The organism is Sphingomonas sp. LT1P40, assembly GCF_036663835.1.
Taxonomy (GTDB): Bacteria; Pseudomonadota; Alphaproteobacteria; order Sphingomonadales; family Sphingomonadaceae; genus Sphingomonas.
On sequence record NZ_JAXOJT010000001.1, the window covers coordinates 472,037 to 489,982 of the forward strand.

At 64.5% G+C, this 17,946-nt stretch carries 14 protein-coding genes and 1 tRNA gene; 8 read left to right on the forward strand and 7 right to left on the reverse strand.

Going from position 1 to position 17,946, the window contains the following annotated elements:
• Positions 1-3: 3 nt before the first annotated feature.
• On the forward strand, positions 4-3,201 hold the full coding sequence (locus U1702_RS02320; protein WP_332721702.1) for an efflux RND transporter permease subunit: 3,198 nt from the start codon (positions 4-6) through the stop codon (positions 3,199-3,201).
• Complete coding sequence (locus tag U1702_RS02325) at positions 3,198-4,649, forward strand: efflux transporter outer membrane subunit (RefSeq protein ID WP_332721704.1); 1,452 nt, start codon at positions 3,198-3,200, stop codon at positions 4,647-4,649. Before U1702_RS02320 ends, U1702_RS02325 begins: the two co-directional genes overlap by 4 nt.
• 99 nt (positions 4,650-4,748) lie before the next feature.
• On the opposite strand, the gene U1702_RS02330 is transcribed toward U1702_RS02325, so the two are convergent.
• From U1702_RS02330 to hspQ, 4 genes are all read right to left on the reverse strand, one after another.
• On the reverse strand, positions 4,749-5,303 hold the full coding sequence (locus U1702_RS02330; RefSeq protein ID WP_332721706.1) for a GNAT family N-acetyltransferase: 555 nt from the start codon (positions 5,301-5,303) through the stop codon (positions 4,749-4,751).
• 169 nt (positions 5,304-5,472) lie between these two features.
• Positions 5,473-5,742, reverse strand: coding sequence for a 50S ribosomal protein L27 (gene rpmA / locus U1702_RS02335; protein ID WP_332721708.1), 270 nt, complete (start codon positions 5,740-5,742; stop codon positions 5,473-5,475).
• Positions 5,743-5,756: 14 nt separating this feature from the next.
• Entirely contained in the window at positions 5,757-6,134 is a 378-nt protein-coding gene (rplU, locus tag U1702_RS02340) for a 50S ribosomal protein L21 (RefSeq protein WP_332721709.1), read from the reverse strand.
• A 295-nt stretch (positions 6,135-6,429) separates the two neighbouring features.
• Complete coding sequence (gene hspQ, locus U1702_RS02345) at positions 6,430-6,810, reverse strand: heat shock protein HspQ (RefSeq protein ID WP_332721711.1); 381 nt, start codon at positions 6,808-6,810, stop codon at positions 6,430-6,432.
• A 146-nt stretch (positions 6,811-6,956) separates the two neighbouring features.
• Here hspQ and U1702_RS02350 point away from each other — a divergent pair.
• Positions 6,957-7,044 (forward strand) — tRNA-Ser (locus U1702_RS02350).
• Positions 7,045-7,106: 62 nt separating this feature from the next.
• The gene (locus tag U1702_RS02355; RefSeq protein WP_332721713.1) at positions 7,107-7,391 is read left to right on the forward strand and encodes a hypothetical protein; all 285 of its coding nucleotides are present in this window, start codon (positions 7,107-7,109) and stop codon (positions 7,389-7,391) included.
• A 29-nt stretch (positions 7,392-7,420) separates the two neighbouring features.
• Here the strand turns inward: U1702_RS02355 and U1702_RS02360 are convergent, their stop codons facing one another.
• Positions 7,421-8,713 (reverse strand): Hsp70 family protein, encoded by a 1,293-nt coding sequence (locus tag U1702_RS02360; RefSeq protein WP_332721714.1) that lies wholly within the window; start codon positions 8,711-8,713, stop codon positions 7,421-7,423.
• A gap of 128 nt (positions 8,714-8,841) precedes the next feature.
• On the opposite strand from U1702_RS02360, the gene dinB reads away from it, so the two are divergent.
• The 3 genes from dinB (at position 8,842) to U1702_RS02375 (ending at position 11,153) form a co-directional block, all read left to right on the forward strand.
• Complete coding sequence (gene dinB, locus U1702_RS02365; RefSeq protein WP_443026825.1) at positions 8,842-9,885, forward strand: DNA polymerase IV; 1,044 nt, start codon at positions 8,842-8,844, stop codon at positions 9,883-9,885.
• Between the two features lie 64 nt (positions 9,886-9,949).
• On the forward strand, positions 9,950-10,768 hold the full coding sequence (locus tag U1702_RS02370) for a glycoside hydrolase family 16 protein (RefSeq protein WP_332721717.1): 819 nt from the start codon (positions 9,950-9,952) through the stop codon (positions 10,766-10,768).
• A gap of 76 nt (positions 10,769-10,844) precedes the next feature.
• Complete coding sequence (locus U1702_RS02375; RefSeq protein WP_332721719.1) at positions 10,845-11,153, forward strand: hypothetical protein; 309 nt, start codon at positions 10,845-10,847, stop codon at positions 11,151-11,153.
• Positions 11,154-11,176: 23 nt separating this feature from the next.
• Here U1702_RS02375 and U1702_RS02380 read toward each other — a convergent pair whose 3' ends face one another.
• Positions 11,177-12,319, reverse strand: a complete 1,143-nt coding sequence (locus tag U1702_RS02380; protein WP_332721721.1) for an MFS transporter — start codon at positions 12,317-12,319, stop codon at positions 11,177-11,179.
• 97 nt (positions 12,320-12,416) lie between these two features.
• Positions 12,417-14,663, reverse strand: coding sequence for a beta-glucosidase (locus U1702_RS02385; RefSeq protein WP_332721723.1), 2,247 nt, complete (start codon positions 14,661-14,663; stop codon positions 12,417-12,419).
• A 224-nt stretch (positions 14,664-14,887) separates the two neighbouring features.
• Here U1702_RS02385 and U1702_RS02390 point away from each other — a divergent pair, with 224 nt between their 5' ends.
• Entirely contained in the window at positions 14,888-17,881 is a 2,994-nt protein-coding gene (locus tag U1702_RS02390) for a TonB-dependent receptor (protein WP_332721725.1), read from the forward strand.
• Positions 17,882-17,946 lie beyond the last annotated feature (65 nt).

Genomic DNA, 17,946 nt, shown 5'->3' on the forward strand with positions numbered 1-17,946 from the left:
ACGATGAAATTCACGCATTTCTTCATCGAGCGGCCGATCTTCGCGGCGGTGATGTCGATCCTGATCGTCATCGTCGGGCTGGTCTCGTTCCCGTCGCTGCCGATCGCGCAATACCCCAGCATTGCGCCGCCAACGGTGGTGGTCACCGCGACCTATCCCGGTGCGACTGCCGAAACGCTGGCCGAGACGGTCGCTGCGCCGATCGAACAGGCGATCAACGGCGTCGAGAACATGATCTACATGACGTCGTCCTCGACCGGTAACGGTGTCGCGCAGATCACAATCAGTTTCAAACAGGGCACCGATGTCGATCAGGCACAGGTGCTGGTGCAGAACCGCGTCTCCACCGCCGAACCGCGGCTGCCCGAAGATGTGCGGCGCATCGGCATCACGGTGAACAAGAACTCGCCCGACTTCCTGATGGTCGCGTTCTTCACGTCGCCGGACAAGAGCCTCGACCTTCAATATATCGGCAATTACGTCAATCTGCAGGTGCTGGACCGTGTCGCCCGTATTCCGGGCGTGGGTCAGGCGACCGCTTTTGGCGGACGCGATTACAACATGCGCATCTGGATCGATCCGGGTCTGGCCGCCGCGCGCGACATGACCGTGGATGAAGTCGTCAACGCGATCCGCGCGCAGAATGTCCAGGTCGCCGCCGGTTCGGTCGGGCAGCCGCCCTATGGCAATGCCAGCCCTGCGTTTGAGCTGGGTGTGCAGACCAAGGGCCGATTGAGCACGCCGGAAGAGTTCGAGAAGATCGTGGTCAAGCGTGACGCGACCGGTCGCCTGACGCATCTGAACGAAGTGGCGCGCGTTGAACTGGGCGCGCAGGATTACGGGCTCAATGGCTATCTGAGCAAGGAAGCCGCAGTCGGCATCGGCGTGTTCGCAATGCCGGGGGCAAACGCGCTCGAAGCGTCAGCGGCGGTCAAGGCCGAGCTGGATTCGCTGGCCAAGGATTTCCCCCCGGGCATGAGCTATCGCGTCGGTTACGATCCGACGACGTACATTCAGGAGTCGATCGACGCGGTTTATGCGACTCTGATCGAGGCGCTGGTGCTGGTCGTGCTGGTGGTGCTGATCTTCCTGCAAAGCTGGCGCACGGCGGTGATTCCGATCATCGCCATCCCGATCTCGCTGATCGGCGCAATGGCGGTGTTGGCGGCCTTTGGCTATTCGATCAACAACCTCTCGCTGTTCGGGCTGGTGCTTGCCATCGGCATCGTCGTCGACGACGCGATCGTCGTTATCGAGAATGTCGAGCGATTGATGGAAGAGGAGGGGCTGACCCCCCGTGAAGCCGCGCACAAGACGATGACCGAAGTGTCGGGCGCGATCATCGCGATCTCGCTTGTTCTGGTCGGCGTGTTCGTGCCGACGATGTTCATTCCGGGCATTTCCGGTGCATTCTATCAGCAGTTCGCCATCACCATTGCATCGGCAACGGTGATCTCGGCATTCGTATCGCTCACCTTCTCGCCCGCCTTGTGCGCGCTGATTTTGAAAAAGCCCGATCATGACAAGACCCCGGCACCGGGCTGGCGCGGATGGCCGACCAGGGCCGCGAACGGGTTCAACAACGGGTTCGCGCGGCTGTCGAGCGGCTATGGCAGCTTCACTGCAAAGGCCGTGCGCGCGCTGGGGTTGATCCTGATCGTCTATGCGGGTCTGATCCTGGTGGCCGGCTGGCGCTTCACTGCGACGCCCAGCGGGTTCATCCCACAGCAGGATCAGGGCTTCCTGATCGGCGTCGTGCAATTGCCGCCGGGTTCGGCGTTGAACCGCACCGATGCGGTCGTGCGTCAGGCGATGGATGCCGGGCTCAAGCTGCCTGCGGTTGCCGACGTGGTGGGTTTCGCCGGGCTTGACGGCGCAAGCTTTTCGACCGCGCCGAACGCCGGCGTGCTGTTCATCACGCTGAAGCCACATGCGGACCGCGACCAAAGTGCCAGCGAGGTCCAACAGGCGCTGTATCCCGCATTCGCCGGGATCAAGGGCGGCGATATCATGCTCATCGCGCCGCCTGCGGTGCAGGGCATCGGCAATGGCGGCGGGTTCAAGATGATGATCGAGGACCGCAGCGGGGCCGGCTATCAGGCGCTGGCGCAGGCTTCGATGGCGATGATGATGGCGGCGAACCAGCAGGAGGGCGTCGCGGGCGCGTTCACGCAGTTCAACACCGGAACGCCGCGCCTGACCGCCGACGTCGACCGGGAGCGCGCGGAGCGGATGGGCGTACCGGTAGGGAACATTTTCTCTACCCTGGGTGCTTATCTCGGTTCCGCCTATGTCAACGACTTCAACTATCTGGGCCGTACCTTCCGCGTCACGGCACAGGCCGACGCGCCCTATCGCGACGATCCGTCGGACATCCAGTCGCTCAAGACGCGATCGGCGTCGGGCGAGATGGTGCCGATGAGTTCGGTGATGACGCTGAAGAACGATGCGGGTCCGTATCGCGTGGTTCGCCATAACCTCTACCCAACGGCAGAGCTTCAGGGCGACACCACGCCCGGTTACTCCACCGGACAAACGCTCACCGCGATGGAGCAACTGGCCGAGAAGACGTTGCCTGAGGGCATGAGCTTCGAGTGGACCGAGCTGGCGTTCGAGCAGAAGCAGGCGGGCAATACCGGGGCGATCGCGTTCGCGCTGGCGGTGGTGTTCGTGTTCCTGCTGCTGGCCGCGCTGTACGAAAGTCTGGTGCTGCCGCTGGCGGTGATCCTGATCGTGCCGATGTGTCTGCTGGCGGCGATCGTCGGCGTGAACATCATGGGACAGGATAATAATATCCTCACGCAAATCGGTCTGGTCGTGCTGATCGGCCTGTCGGCGAAGAACGCGATCCTGATCGTGGAATTTGCGCGGCAGGGCGAGGATGAAGGGCTGTCCCCGCGCGAAGCGGCGGAACGCGCCGCGCATCAGCGGATGCGTCCGATCATCATGACGTCGATCGCATTCATCCTGGGCGTATTGCCGCTGGTGATCGCAAGCGGTGCGGCGGCGGAGATGCGTCAGGCGCTGGGCGTCGCGGTGTTCTTCGGGATGATCGGGGTTACGATCTTCGGCCTGTTGTTCACCCCGGCCTTTTATGTCCTGTGCCGCAATCTGGGCGACTGGACGAGCGCGCAGATGGCGAAGATGCGCCGCAAACCGCCCGCCACCTCTAACGATCCCGTCGTGGAGCCAGCAGCATGAAGCGCCTGATTGCACCGTTGCTGGCGAGCTCGCTGCTCGCGGGCTGCGCGGTTGGCCCCAATTACGCGCGGCCGGAAACGCCGCCGACTGCCGCTGCCGCGTTCGTCGATCCCGGTACGACGAAGGTGTCTCCAGGCGAGGTCGAGGGCGAGTGGTGGCGGCTGTTCAACGATCCCGTGCTCGACCGGCTGGTGGTCGAGGCGCTGACCTACAACACCGATATCCGGCAAGCATCGGCCAATCTGAAGCGCGCGCGGGCGTTCCTGTCGGAGTCGCGCGGGCAGCGGTTGCCGTCGACCAATCTGGGCGCGGGCTATACCCGTTCGCGCACCGGGGCAGAGAGCGCACAGGGGGCATTGCCCCCGGGTGTGGACGGGGTCGAGAGCGATTTCTTTCAGATCGGGCTGGATGCATCTTATGAAATCGACTTGTTCGGGCGGGTGAGCCGTTCGATCGAGGCGGCGCGCGGGGATGTCGAAGCGGCGCAGGCGGCGCTCGACGGATCGCGCGTGGCGATCGCGGCGGAGACCGCGCGGACTTACGCGGCGGCATGCGGCTTTGCGGCACAGGCCGAGGTGGCGCGCGAGACGGTGCGGTTGCAGACCCGCACGCTCGAACTGACCCAGCGGCTGTTCGATGCGGGTCGCGGGACGATCCGCGATGTCGATCAGGCGCGCGTGCTGGCGGAAAATGCCCGGGCGCAGGTGCCGAGTTTCGAGGCGGAACGACGCGCGGCGCTCTATGCGCTGGCGACGCTGACCGGCAAGCCGCCGGCGGAACTGGATGCGCAAGCGGATCGCTGTGCGGTGACCCCGGGCGTATCCGCGCTGATCCCGGTCGGCGATGGTCAGGCGCTGCTCGCGCGGCGGCCGGATGTGCGTCAGGCCGAGAGGACGCTGGCGGCGGATACCGCGCGGGTCGGGGTCGCCACGGCGGCGCTGTATCCGTCGATCACGCTGGGCGGATCGGTGTCGTTGGGCGCGCAGAATATCGGCGATCTGGGCAAGAGTTCGTCGTTCAACTTCTCGCTCGGGCCATTGCTCAGCTGGAGCTTCCCCAATGTCACCGCTGCGCGGGCGCGCGTGCGGCAGGCGGAGGCCGGGGCGGAGGGTTCGCTCGCCGCGTTCGACGGCACGGTGCTGACGGCGCTGCGCGAAGTCGAGCAGGCGCTGGCACGCTATTCGGGTGAGATCGAGCGCAACGTCGCGCTGCGTCGCGCCGACACGGCGGCGACCAACGCCGCGCGGATCGCGATTCTGCGGTTCGAGGCGGGACGCGACGCGCTGCTGCTGCGGATCGATGCCGAGCGTGAGCGAGCGGCGTCACGATCCGCGCTGGCGCAGTCCAACGCCGCGCTGGCGGAGGCGCAGGTCGCGCTGTTCAAGGCATTGGGCGGCGGCTGGGAAGCGGCACCCGATGCGGTGCGGCGTGAGGCGCCGGCGGGCTAGTTTTTACGAGATCGAGCGAGGCCGAGTAGCGTAACTGGCCTCGCTCGATACCTGTGGGGCAGGGCGACCGGCACAACGGCGTGATGAGCTTAAGCCAGATCACGCCGCCATTCGGTCGCACGGGTCGGTACAATCCGACTCCGCCAGCGCTTGCTCATATTCCACGCATTGCACCTCGCCGCCGCGCCCGGCCGAGTGGCGGGGGACGATCCGGCCGGTGGCGCGGAAACCCAGCTTGCGCAGCACGCGGCCCGATGCCGGGTTGTCAGTGAAATGACCGGCGGACAGCGTCGGCAGGCGCAGTGCGCGCGCGATGTCGATCACCGCACGACCCGCTTCGGTGGCATAGCCGCGTCCCCACGCGTCCGGCGTGATCCAGTATCCCAGATCAACCGCGTCCGGCTCCGTCCGCTCAAGGCCAATACAGCCGACGATCCGGCTGGCACCGCCGTCCAGCGCGCAGACCAGGAAGACCGGCAGATCGGCGGCGTCTCGCGGCGTCTTCAGGAATGCCTGCGCATCGCCCAGCGCATAGGGCCACGGCGCACGCGCCAGGTTGCGGACTACGGCCTCATGCCCGATTGCATGTGCCAGTTCGGGGGCGTCCTCGATCCAGCCGGGCCGCAATGTCAGTCTTTGCGTTCTTGCGAACATGTCACTCTCCTCGCGGATCAGCCGTGCCGCGCGTTCATGACGGCTGCACGACAGATGGGGTGGGGAGGGAGCATGAAAAAAGGGAGACCGGGGCGACCCGTCTCCCTTTACGGTCTCCTGAAAAAGGAGACCCGGGTTGCCCTGGTGGGCTACCCGAATGGTGCCCGTGCTATTCGGCTGCTTCCGCCATCATATCGATCGATACGAATTTGCGGCCGAGCTTGCCGTCATGGAATCGCACCTGGCCGTCGGTAAGCGCGAACAGCGTGTGGTCGCGGCCAATGCCGACATTCACGCCCGGATAGACGCGCGTGCCGCGCTGACGGACCAGAATGTTGCCGGCGATGGCGGCCTGGCCACCAAACTTCTTCACGCCAAGGCGCTTGGACTGCGAGTCGCGACCGTTGCGCGACGAACCGCCTGCTTTCTTATGTGCCATTGGAAGTTACTCCCTTACGCTTCAGCAGCCGGGGCCGCGGCTTCCGCCGGTGCCGCATCGGCCTTCTTGGCCTTGGCGGCCTTCTTTTCTTCCTTCGCACCGATCGCGGTGATCTTCAGGATCGTGTGCTGCTGCCGATGGCCGTTCTTGCGGCGATAATTATGGCGGCGGCGCTTCTTGAAGACGATGACCTTGTCGGCCTTCGCCTGCGCGATGATCTCGGCGGACACGGTCAGACCGTCGGTGGACTTCAGCTCCGAACCTTCGCCGGCGAGCAGGATGTCGCCGAGGGTGATCGACGAACCTGCTTCACCGTCGAGCTTCTCGACGACGATCTTGTCTCCGGCGGCAACGCGATACTGCTTGCCGCCCGTGCGCACGATTGCGAACATTGGGTCTCTTCTCAAATCAAAAGCATGTGCCCGCGCAGGACCGGCCCGGCGGGAGGAAGGGCGCAGCTAGTCGAATCGCGTTTTCAAGTCAACCTTGTGACGGTTATTTTGACGGGCGTTGCCCGTAGCGGCTCCGGCCCGCTCCCCCACCCGGCCACCCATCAAGATACACTGAAGTGGGTGGCCGGGTGGGGGAGCGGGCCGGAGCCGCAGAACGCGTCAGCGTTCTCGAAACCGAATCCCGGGTGGCGGAGCGGGCTGGCACCGCAGAACGCGCCTCAGCGCGTTCTCAAACCTAATGCCGATGCTCGCGCTTCAGGGCGTAGCGGCCGCCGCTATAATCCTCGAACAGGCCGTCGATCGCCGGATGGTCGATCGGCTCGCCGGTGTCGTCGGCGACCAGATTCTGCTGGCTGACATAGGCGACATAGCTCGATTCGGCATTTTCGGCGAGCAGATGGTAGAAGGGCTGGTCCTTGCGCGGGCGCACATCCTCCGGAATCGCCTCATACCATTCGTCGGTATTGGCGAATACGGGGTCGACGTCGAAAATTACGCCGCGGAAATCGAACATCCGGTGCCGCACCACTTCCCCCACGTCGAAACGCGCATGGGCGACGGGCGGCAGCGGCGCGCCCAGGCTGGCGAGATCGATTGGGGAGGACAGCAAGGTCATGCCCCTAATCTAGGGTGTATTCCGCGCTGCACAAGCGATCTGCGCCAGGGTGCTGGCCAGAGCGCTTGTACCACTTCGATCTTTGGTCTAGAGGCCCGCGCTCGACCGGTCGGATCGGCATTTCGGTGCCCTTGCGGACCCCTCGCGGAGAGGTGGCAGAGTGGTCGATCGCGCCGCACTCGAAATGCGGTTTACGGCAACGTAACGTGGGTTCGAATCCCACCCTCTCCGCCACTTTCCTGCTCAGCGGTACTCGAACTTGCGTCCGACGCGCGGATTCGCACGTTGTCGCCTTGATGAAGGCGATAGGGACAATCATGACGACTTATCCACTGAGCGAGCCTGCCACGATCTATCTCGCTGACGAAGCGGATGCCGCCGCGCAGGGCACCCTGGCCGAGTGCGCGGAACTTATCGAAGGCTTCTCGTCGCAGCAGCGGACCTCGGCTCGCGTTGAAATGGATGCGTTGGACCTGCGGTTCGACGCAAAGGAAATCGACGAGCTTTTGCGCTTCCTGCGCGAGGAATGCGGCGGGTTGTCGAACCAGGAAATATCGGCGATCGCAAAGCAAGACGACTGACCTTTGCGGCGCGCCGGGAATGGGACGTCTCAGGGCACCGCCCATGGGGCAATGTCATCCTCTTGCCCGATTAGTGCGAGGCCGTGGGCGATCGAGGTCAACTCGCCGCCGCTGGCGATGCGGTCCTCGCCGACAAGATCCGTGAACAGGCGGCGGATGCGCGGGATCAGGGATGAGCCGCCGGTCATGAACACGCGGTCGATGCCGTCGATACCGATTCCGGCGGCATTCAGCGCGCGATCCACGGCGTCCTCGATCCGCGCGATGTCGGGCGCGATCCAGGTCTCGAAATCGGCGCGCGAGACTTCCGCCTCGATTTGCAGCCCGGCACCATCGAAACTGAAATGCGCATGGTCGGCGGTGGACAATTCGCGTTTCACCCGGCCAACCGCATCGTAAAGCCGATAGCCCTGTTCCTGCTCGACGATCGCGATCATCCATTCGATCGCCGCCGGATCGAGCGCGGCACGGCGCAGCTTGTCGAGTTCGGCGAGCGTCTTGCGGTTGCGCATCAGCGCGAGCCGCGACCAATCGGCGAAATCGGCGAAATGGCCGCCGGGGATTTCCAGTATCTTGTCGAACGATCGATAGCTGCCGCCTTTGCCCAGCAGCGGCAGGACCAGTCTGTCCATGATGCGCGTGTCGAACCGGTCCCCTGCAACACCGACACCGGCATGAGCCAGCGGGGTGCAGCGGTGCGCCGCCCCAGGCTCCGCGATCCGCACCACCGAAAAGTCGCTGGTGCCGCCGCCAAAGTCCGCGACCAGGATCGTGGCCGGTTCGCTCAGCCGCGACGCAAAGCTGAATGCCGCGCCCATCGGCTCATAGACATAATGGACCTCGGCCCCCAGCATTCCGAACACGGCGTCGTAACGTTCACGGGCCAGCGCGTCGTCGGGGCGAAACCCGGCATATTCCACAGGCCGCCCGACGATCAGCCGTGCGGGCGAATCCATCCGCCCGTTTGCCCGTGCACGCATCCGCGCGACGAATTGCTGCCCCAGATCCTCGAACTTCAGACGGCGGCTGAATACCGTGGCATGTTCGAAGCTGCGGCTGGCGGCGACCGATTTGAACGACTGGATGAAGCGGCTGCCCTGTGGGTATTCCAGATATTCGGCGATCGCCCAAGGTCCGGCCTCGACGGCGATGCCGCCGCGCACGTCCTCGTCCTCCCAGAAGCACAAGGCCGAGCGGAACACCGCGTCGGTCCCGCTCGGTGCGTCGAGCGGCACCATGTCCGACACGGCACCGCGCGCAATTGCGGCGACGGAATTGGTCGTCCCGAAATCGAGACCGAGCGAGAAGGGGGCGTCGGGCATGGGCGGGTGCCGCTACACGCCCAGGCGCGTTTCGCAAAGCCGCACGGCATGTTCCCACTCTGTTCGTTTCAGGCTAGGGAGCAAGCGTGACCGACGATCCGCCCGTCCGCAAAATCATCCATATCGACATGGACGCCTTTTTCGCATCGGTGGAGCAGCGCGACGATCCGGCGCTGCGAGGGCGGCCAGTCGCGGTCGGCTATGGCGCGCAGCGCGGCGTGGTGGCGGCGGCGAGTTATGAGGCACGGGCGTTTGGGGTGCGGTCGGCGCTGCCATCGGTCACCGCGATCCGGCGCTGTCCTGAGCTGGTGTTCGTGCCGCCGCGCTTCGATGTCTATCGCGCGGTCTCGGTGCAGATCCATGCGATCTTTGCGGAGTACACCGACCTGATCCAGCCGCTGTCGCTGGACGAGGCATATCTGGACGTGACCGCCGATCGCCAGGGGCTCGACACGGCATGGGCCACGGCGAAGGCGATCAGGGCGCGTATATTCGACGAGATCGGGCTGACCGCATCGGCGGGGATTTCCTACAACAAATTCCTGGCCAAGCTGGCGTCGGACCAGCGCAAGCCCAACGGCCAGTTCGCGGTGACGCCGGACATGGGCGCGGCGTGGGTCGAGACGCTGCCGGTTTCTCGCTTTCACGGCGTCGGGACGGTGACAGCGGCGAAGATGAAGCGGCTGGGGATCGAGACCGGGGCCGATCTGAAGGCGCAGTCGCTGGCTTTCCTGACCACGCATTTCGGCAGCTCGGCGGAATGGTATCACGGCATCGCGCGCGGGATGGATCACCGCCCGGTCAACCCGAACCGCGAACGCAAATCGTCTGGCAGCGAGATGACGTTTGACCGCGACCTGACCGATCCGGCGGAGATCGAGGCGGGGGTGGCGCGCATGGCCGACGATGTCGCGGGGTGGTGCGCAAAACGCGCGATGTTCGGGCGCACGGTGACGGTGAAGGCCAAATATGCCGATTTCCGACAGGTCACGCGCAGCCGCACCTTTGCCGACGCGGTGCGCGACGACGGGCAGTTGCGCGCAGCCAGCCTCACGCTGATCCGGTCGCTGTTTCCGGTCGAGAAGGGCATAAGGCTGGTCGGTGTGACGGTCTCCAATTTCGAGGGCGGCGAGGCAGATGCGTTGCCGCTGTTCGATGCGACGGCTGGATGACAACGCTATCGCTTTCCACGGCTTTCCGCGCCAGAATGGGTAAAACGGACGAGGATTTGGCATCATGAGCGTGACGGTGTTGATGGCGTTGCAGACGGCGACGCTGGGGGCGACCAACTACAAAGTCGATGTGCCGATGACCGTGCCAACCGCGACCCCATCCTTCGCCGACGAGTTCGAGGGGAAGAAGGTCGATCGCACCAAATGGCTGTTCGACACGCACCGCAACAAGGCGGGCTGGCACAATAACGAGCGGCAATATTATGCGGACGAACGCCGCAACAATGCGCGGATCGAACAGGGTGCGCTGGTGATCGAGGCGCGCAAGGAACAGCGCCGCGCGGCACCGGATTGGGGCGGACAGGCCTATACCTCCGCCAAGCTGGTGACGCGCGAGCGGCTGGGTTACGGCTTCTACGAAATCCGCGCGAAATTACCGTGTGGGCGTGGCATCTGGCCTGCCATCTGGATGCTGCCGACCGGTGAGAAATGGCCCGACGCGGGCGAGATCGACATCATGGAGATGGTAGGCTTCGATCCCGGCACCATCCACGCAACGCTGCACACCGGCGCGTTCAACCATGCCAAGGGCACGCAACGCGGCGCGCAGGTGAAGCTGCCAAGCGCATGCACGACCTTCCACAATTACCAGCTCGACTGGCGGCCCGATTCGATCACCATCGGCATCGACGGACGCGGCCATATGCTGGTCAAGAACGATCAGCCCGGCGGTGCACAGGCATGGCCGTTCACCAAACCGTTCGAGCTGATCCTCAACGTCGCGGTCGGCGGCGACTGGGGCGGGCAAAAGGGCATCGACGACGCCAATTTTCCGCAGACGATGCAGGTGGATTATGTGCGGTATTGGAAGGGGATGGAGTGAGGTCGGATTGCGCTAAACCTTCTCCAGAGGGAGAAGGATACCGCAGCTTGGCACTTCAGCGCCTAGCGAAGGTTGGATGAGGGGAACCCGCCGCCTGACAATCGCGCTGATCGCTGCCACATGTTTGCTCGCGGGCGTCGCGATTGGACTGGTGATCCCGCGTGCGGCTCAGATAACCGCAGCCAGCCCCGATCAGACCGGTCGTGTCGATGGCACCACCGCCCGGTCGGCTGGCCGCAATGTCTATTCGCCCGACATCCGGCACGATAGCTATGTTCGCCAGGAACAGCTCAAGCTGGTCGAAATGCTGGAGCGCCAATGCCGCATTGCCCGTGAGAATTGCGACCTCGCCAAGGCCTCGCGGGAGGCGCTCGAAAGGGACTGAAACGCGGGCGAACGCGCTCCAGTTTATCCACGCTGCCGCACCCCCAAAATCAACATCGCACCTGCAACCGTCAGCCCGGCGAGCGTCAGCATCACCGCATCGAAATTGCGCGGGGTCGCCAGCAGCCAGGTGAGCAGCGGCCCGAGCAAGGCGGGCAAGGTGTTGGTCAGGTTGAGGACGCCCAGGTCGCGCCCGCGATGCGCCGCGCTGGGCAATAGCTGCATGGCGAAGCCGGAGTGGAGCGACAGGAAGCTCGCCGAGCCCAGCGCATACAACCCGAACGCCACTGCCGCCGCGTTCCAGCTTTCCGCCAGCGCCAGCCCGATCAGCCCGGCGGCCGCCGTCAGCCCCGAGCCCAGCAGGAACGGCTTGCGCCGCCCGATCCGGTCCGACCAGCGCCCGATCAGCACCGCGACGGGCAGGGGGATCAGATAGGCGATCGTCATCAACTGCCCCAGCCGCCCGATCGCCTTGCTGCCGGTCTGTGCCGGGTCGATGCTCTGAAAATAATAGACGAGGTAGAGGAACAGCACATTGCCCGCGACCTGCATTAGCAACCGCGACGTCCAGGCAATGGCGAGATCGCGGCCGAGCAGCGGCTTTTCCTTGCTGCTCACAACCGGTGCCATCCGTGCCGGGATGCGCAACAGCGGCAGGGTGCACAGCGCCACGGCGGCAAACACGATTCCCAGCGCCGCGCTTTCGGCCACGATCCCGGCCAGCGCGATCAGTGCCGCCACGGCGGAGGCGAGCGGCGCGCCCAGCGCGATCAGCCCGCCCGCGACGCCCATTTGCGGCCCCGGCACCTCGTCCGCCATGATCGCGAACAGCGGAGCCAGCACGGCGTTCACCGCGAACTGAAACAGGGCGATGGCGACAATGATCGCCAGCGGCGTCGATGCCCCCGCGACCGCCGCGAACGACAGCGCCAGCGCGACCATCCCGACCACCACCCAGCGCCGCCGCCCGCCGCCGCGCGCCACCGACCGGTCGCTCAGCCAACCGAACAGGATGTTCGATCCGCTCGCCGCAATCGCGCCCGCAATCACCGTCGCGGTGAACAACCCGATCCGCGCATCGCCCGCGATTCCCGCGATCTTGACCGGCAGCAACAGGGTCAGCAGCGGCAAAAAGCCGATAACCCCACCCGCATTGGCCAGCGCCACGGCGAGGATGAAGCCGGTCGAGCGCCGCGCCGCGCCATCTGTCTGAAAAAGCGCCGTAACATCCTCCCGCGCCCGGTCGAGCCGGGTCGGGCGGACGCTAGGGCTTCATCGCCGCAGCGTCGAGCGTTGTCGTGAGCATCATCGAGCGGTCGGTCGCATCCTTCGCAATGGCGACGCGGTAGCTGCCGCCGCGAATGCGCCAGCCGGGCAGGCGGGTATCGTAATCGGCGATGATGCGCGGTTCGGCGGTCAGGGTCACGCGGCGGCTCTCACCCGGCTTCAGCGTCACGCGCTGGAACCCCGCCAGCCGCATCGGCGTGTCGGAGCCTTCGCGTGCGACATAGACCTGCGCCACGTCAGCGCCCGCACGTTTGCCGGTGTTGACCACATCGAACGACACGGTGAGCCGCGAACCGCCGGTCACCACCGGGTTGCGATAGGCGAAGCTGGTGTAGCTCAGGCCGTGGCCGAACGCGAAGAGCGGCTTCTGCGCCTTCTTCTCGTACCAGCGATAGCCGACATCGCTGCCCTCCTGATATTCGACCGGATAGCTTTTAAGTTGATAGTCACCGGAGCGCGCCGGATCGGCTGCAGCCTGCGCCTCCAGCGACGTCATCGTGTCGAGACCTACCGGGCGCGGACGCGGTGCCTGAGCTTCCGCGGCGGGGAAGGTGATCGGCAGATGGCCGGAAGGGTTGACCCGCCCGGTCAGGATATTGGCGATCGCCTCGCCGCCGCGCTGGCCCGGATACCACGCCTGAATCACCGCCGGCACCTTGTCCAGCCACGGCATCGTCACCGGTCCGCCGGTGGTGAGCACGGCGACCGTTTTCGGCTGGGCCGCTGCAACGGCGGCGATCAGCGCATCCTGATGATCGGGCAGGCGCAGCGTGGCGACATCGTCGGCCTCGGTCGTCCACTGCGTACCGAATACGATGGCGATGTCCGCCGCCTTCGCCGCCGCGACCGTCGCGTTGAGGTTGCGGCCATCGAGGAACGTGATTTGCGCCCCGGGCATCGCCTTGCGCAAAGCGGCCAGCGGCGAGGACGCATGATAAGTGATGCGCGCAAACGACGCCGAACCGCCAGTCGACAGCGCGATCTCGATCGGCGCACCGCCGACCGACCTTACTTGGCTAGATCCGCCGCCCGACATCACGCCGACGTCCGCGCCGCCGCCGATCACGACGATCTTCTTCGCAGTGCGCGCCAGCGGCAGCAGATCGCCCTGATTCTTGAGCAGCACGATCCCAGCCTCGGCCGCACGCTGTGCCACCAGTGCGTTGCGGGCATAGTCGATCGGCAACACTTTCGCCGGCATCGCCTTGTCATAGGCGCCGCTCTCGATCAGCCCGGTCAGATACCGCACGACCATGTCGTCGAGCCGCGCGACCGGCACCTCGCCCTTCTCCACCGCCGCCTTTAGCGGCTCGGAGAAATACAATGCTTTGTCGAGTTCCTGCCCCGATTGCTGGTCCAGCCCGGCCTTCGCCGCCTTGGCCGTCGAATGCACGCCGCCCCAGTCGCTCATCACCCAGCCGCGATAATTCCAGTCGCGCTTCAACACCTGGTTGAGCAGGAAATCATTCTCGCACGCCCAGTCGCCATTGACCTTGTTATAGGCGCACATGACCGATCCGGGTTTGCCCTTCTCGATCGCGATCTGGAAGGCGAGCAGGTCGCTCTCCCGCAGCGCCGCTTCGCCGATCCGCGCGTCGAGCACCATGCGGCCCGTCTCCTGCGCGTTCAGCGCGAAATGCTTGATGGTCGAGACGATGGCGTTCGACTGAACCCCCGCAATATGCGCGCCGGCCAGTTCACCCGCGAGCAACGGATCTTCCCCCAGATACTCGAAATTGCGCCCGCCCCACGGATCGCGCGTCAGATTGACGCCACCCGCCAGCAGCACGTTGAAGCGCTTGGCGCGCGCTTCCGATCCGATCATCGCGCCGCCCGCACGCGCGATTTCGGGATCGAAGGTCGCGGCGGTGGCGAGGCTGGAGGGGAGGGCGGTGGCGACGTCGCCCTTGCGCTGTTCCACCTGATTGGCGACGCCGATCGAGGCATCGCTCTCACGTACCAGCGGCACGCCGAGTCGCGGTATGCCGTCGATATGCCCGGCGGAGGGGATCAGTTCGTTCTGCGTCTTGCCCTTGGCGAACGGCGGGAACAGGCCGTGGACCAGCGCGATCTTCTCATCCAGCGTCATCTGCGCGACGATTGCGGTGGCGCGTGCGCGGGCATCCTGAGTCGCCGGGGCGGGGGCCTGTTGCGCGAATCCGGCGGTGGCGGCGACTGCGCCGATCGCGGTTGCGCCCATCAAAGCGGCCAAAATCCTCGACATATTCATCCTCCCTATGCGGTCGCGCGCCGTAATTTTTTGTGGCGCTGGATCCAGCAATTTGTCGTGACAGACAGCATATATTGAGAACGTTCACAAGCCCGCATTTCCGGGCATGTCACCGTTGTCGGAACCCGTTTAGCCATGCTTGACAACGTTGTAAAACGGGTTCAAGTGAACGTTCTCAACGAGCGCGGACCGCCGCGCCTGACGAACAGGGGAGGACGATGATGCGGGGCTTCAAGGCGCGCTCGATTTCACGACTGGTAATAAGTGCTTCGACGCTGGCGATGGCGGCATTGCCCGTCGCTGCGCAGGCACAGGATGCGCCGCCACCGGCCGAAGACGACACCGGCGAAGAGGTTCTCGTCACCGGTATCCGCGCCAGCCTTCAGGCGGCAGTCGATATCAAGCGCAACGCGCAGGGCGTCGTCGATGCGATCTCGGCCGAGGACATCGGCAAGTTTCCCGACACCAACCTCGCCGAATCGCTTCAGCGTATCACCGGCGTGTCGATCGACCGCTCGAACGGCGAAGGTTCGACCGTCACCGTGCGCGGCTTCGGTCCCGAATATAACCTCGTCACACTGAACGGCCGCCAGATGCCGACCGCGTCGCTGGGCGACGGCGCCAGCGCGCCCGCCACGCGCTCGTTCGACTTTGCCAACCTCGCATCCGAAGGCATTTCCGGGGTCGAGGTTTACAAGACCGGCCGCGCCGCCGTGGCATCGGGCGGCATCGGTTCGACGATCAACATCAAGACCCCGCGGCCGCTCGATCGTCCCGGCCTGCGCGGCTCGATCGCGGCAAAGGGCGTGCTCGACACGTCGATGAACGGCGAGGACAAGGTCACGCCGGAAGTGTCGGGCATCGTCAGCGCGACCTTTGGCGGCGACAATCAGTTCGGTATCCTGATTTCGGGCGTTTATCAGAAGCGCAATGCCAGCGTGAACACCGGCTCGGTCGGATTCGGCAACGCGTTCCTGGGCAACGAGAATGACTGGGGCACGCTTGGGCCAGAAGGTCCGAACGTCAAGAACCGCCCCGGCCCGACCGAGGTGTACGAGATTCCGCAGAGCGCGGCCTATAACCTGACCGATATCGAGCGTGAGCGGATCAACGGCCAGCTCGTGCTGCAATATCGTCCCAGCGATTCGATCACGGCGACGCTCGACTTCACCTATTCACGCAACAAGGTCGAGGCGCGCGACAGCAGTGTCGGCATCTGGTTCAACTTTGGCGACACAACCACCGAATGGACCGACGGTCCGGCTGCTGGTCCGGTCTTCTACACCGAGCGGTTCGGCCCGGGTAAGGACCTCTCGTACAGCGGTTCGCTCACCGCGAACCAGACCGTCAACAAGTCGTTCGGCGGTAACCTGAAATGGGATGCGCCGGGCGGCGTCACCATCACGCTCGACGGCCATCATTCGACCGCGGAGTCGAAGCCGACGAACCGCTTCGGCACCAGCACCTCGGTCGGCTCGGCCATCTTTGGCGTCGCGTCGCAGACGGTCGATTTTACCAAGGATCTGCCGGTCCTGTCGTACACGATGCAGCCGGGGATCAACCCGCTGAACGCCGCGCTGGCCAATGCGACCGGCAACTCGTTCCGCAACGCCTATTTCAAGGACGAGATCGATCAGGTTCAGCTGTCGGGCCGCTATGACCATGATGGCGACTTCCTCGACTCGATCGACTTCGGCTTCTCTTACGTCAACAACCGGGTGCGCTCGGCTTACGGTTTCAACCAGAACGATACCTGGGGTGGCCTCGGCACGCCGGCCGATCTGCCGGACGATTTGTATGAGGTGGTCACGCTGCCTGACAAATTCTCGGGCGTGTCGGGATCGGAGGGTATGATCCCGTCCTATCTGCGCTTCAATTTCGAGCGCATGGTCGATCTGCTCGATACCAAGTTCCAGATTTGCGGCGGCGACGGCAACTGCCTGGCGAATTACGACACCGATCGGCGTATTCAGGAAAAGACGATCTCGCCGTTCGTTCAGGTCAATACGAAGTTCAGCGTGGGCGAGCGCGACGCACACATCATCGCAGGCGTTCGTTACGACCAGACCACGGTCGCGTCGTCCGCACTGACCCCGGTCGCGATCGGCGTCGGCTGGAGCGCGGTGGGCGAGTTCAACGTTCTCTATCAGACGAACGCCCAGGGTGCGCCGGTCCTCGATTTCCAGACCACCAAGGGCAGCTATGACAACTGGTTGCCGGCGATCGATTTCGACATCGAGCCAATCGACAACGTCAAGCTGCGCGCATCGTACAGCCACACGATCACGCGCGCCGATTATGCCAGCCTCCAGGGCGGGCTGACCCTCAACCGTCAGTTCGGCATCACCGGCGGCGGCGGGCTTCAGGGCAACCCGAACCTGGTGCCTTTCCTGTCGAAGAATATTGATGTCTCGGCGGAGTGGTATTACGCGCCCGCCAGCTACGTCTCGGCCGGTTATTTCCGCAAACGGGTGAGCAATTTTATTAACCAGGTGGACGTTGAGCGTTCGGCGTTCAATTTGCGCAATCCGGGTGACGGACCGCGCTTCAATGCAGCGCGGGCGGCGTTGGGCGGGACGAATGATGTGGGTGCGATCCGCAACTATATCCTGCGCAATTTCACGAACGGGGTTGAGGTTGCACGCGACGGTCAGGGGAACCCGATACTCGACGTGAATGGCTATTACACCGGTCGTATCCTGGGCCTGCCCGAAGACAATCTGGTTGATTTCACCATCGGCACACCGTTCAATTCGGACCAGACGGCGACGCTTTACGGCTTTGAGTTTGCCGTGCAGCACGCCTTCTGGGACACCGGCTTCGGAGCGCAGCTCAATTACACGATCGTGCGCGGCGATGCGGAGTTCGACAATGCGGCCAATCCGAACATTCCACAGTTCGCGCTGGCGGGGTTGAGCGACTCTGCCAATGCCGTGGTCTATTACGACAAGGGCGGGTTGCAGGCACGCGTCGCATATAACTGGCGCGACAAATTCTACGCCGGTGGCAACCCGAACCCGACCTATGTCGAGGCTTATGGCCAGTTCGATGCGAGCATCAGCTATGAGTTCATCCCCGGACTGACCGTATTTGCGGAAGCGATCAATCTGACCAACGAGAGCCGTCGCGGGCATCGCCGGAACGAGAATATGGTGACCTTCTCGCAACCGGGCTTCGCCCGCTACTCCGGCGGCGTCCGCTTCGGCTTCTAAGGCTCTCCCCCAAGGCCACCCTCCTTGCGAGGGTGGCCCTTTTTTTCGGGAGCGGGCACAAGCTG

Coding starts and splice junctions, on each gene's coding strand:
- U1702_RS02330 (WP_332721706.1), bottom strand. CDS start 5,303: ATGTTCGCAAGAACGCAAAGACTGACATTGCGGCCCGGCTGGATCGAG.
- U1702_RS02355 (WP_332721713.1), top strand. CDS start 7,107: ATGAAGGCGATAGGGACAATCATGACGACTTATCCACTGAGCGAGCCT.
- U1702_RS02375 (WP_332721719.1), top strand. CDS start 10,845: ATGAGGGGAACCCGCCGCCTGACAATCGCGCTGATCGCTGCCACATGT.
- U1702_RS02385 (WP_332721723.1), bottom strand. CDS start 14,663: ATGTCGAGGATTTTGGCCGCTTTGATGGGCGCAACCGCGATCGGCGCA.
- rplU (WP_332721709.1), bottom strand. CDS start 6,134: ATGTTCGCAATCGTGCGCACGGGCGGCAAGCAGTATCGCGTTGCCGCC.
- U1702_RS02390 (WP_332721725.1), top strand. CDS start 14,888: ATGATGCGGGGCTTCAAGGCGCGCTCGATTTCACGACTGGTAATAAGT.
- hspQ (WP_332721711.1), bottom strand. CDS start 6,810: ATGACCTTGCTGTCCTCCCCAATCGATCTCGCCAGCCTGGGCGCGCCG.
- rpmA (WP_332721708.1), bottom strand. CDS start 5,742: ATGGCACATAAGAAAGCAGGCGGTTCGTCGCGCAACGGTCGCGACTCG.
- U1702_RS02320 (WP_332721702.1), top strand. CDS start 4: ATGAAATTCACGCATTTCTTCATCGAGCGGCCGATCTTCGCGGCGGTG.
- U1702_RS02325 (WP_332721704.1), top strand. CDS start 3,198: ATGAAGCGCCTGATTGCACCGTTGCTGGCGAGCTCGCTGCTCGCGGGC.
- dinB (WP_443026825.1), top strand. CDS start 8,842: ATGGACGCCTTTTTCGCATCGGTGGAGCAGCGCGACGATCCGGCGCTG.
- U1702_RS02360 (WP_332721714.1), bottom strand. CDS start 8,713: ATGCCCGACGCCCCCTTCTCGCTCGGTCTCGATTTCGGGACGACCAAT.
- U1702_RS02370 (WP_332721717.1), top strand. CDS start 9,950: ATGAGCGTGACGGTGTTGATGGCGTTGCAGACGGCGACGCTGGGGGCG.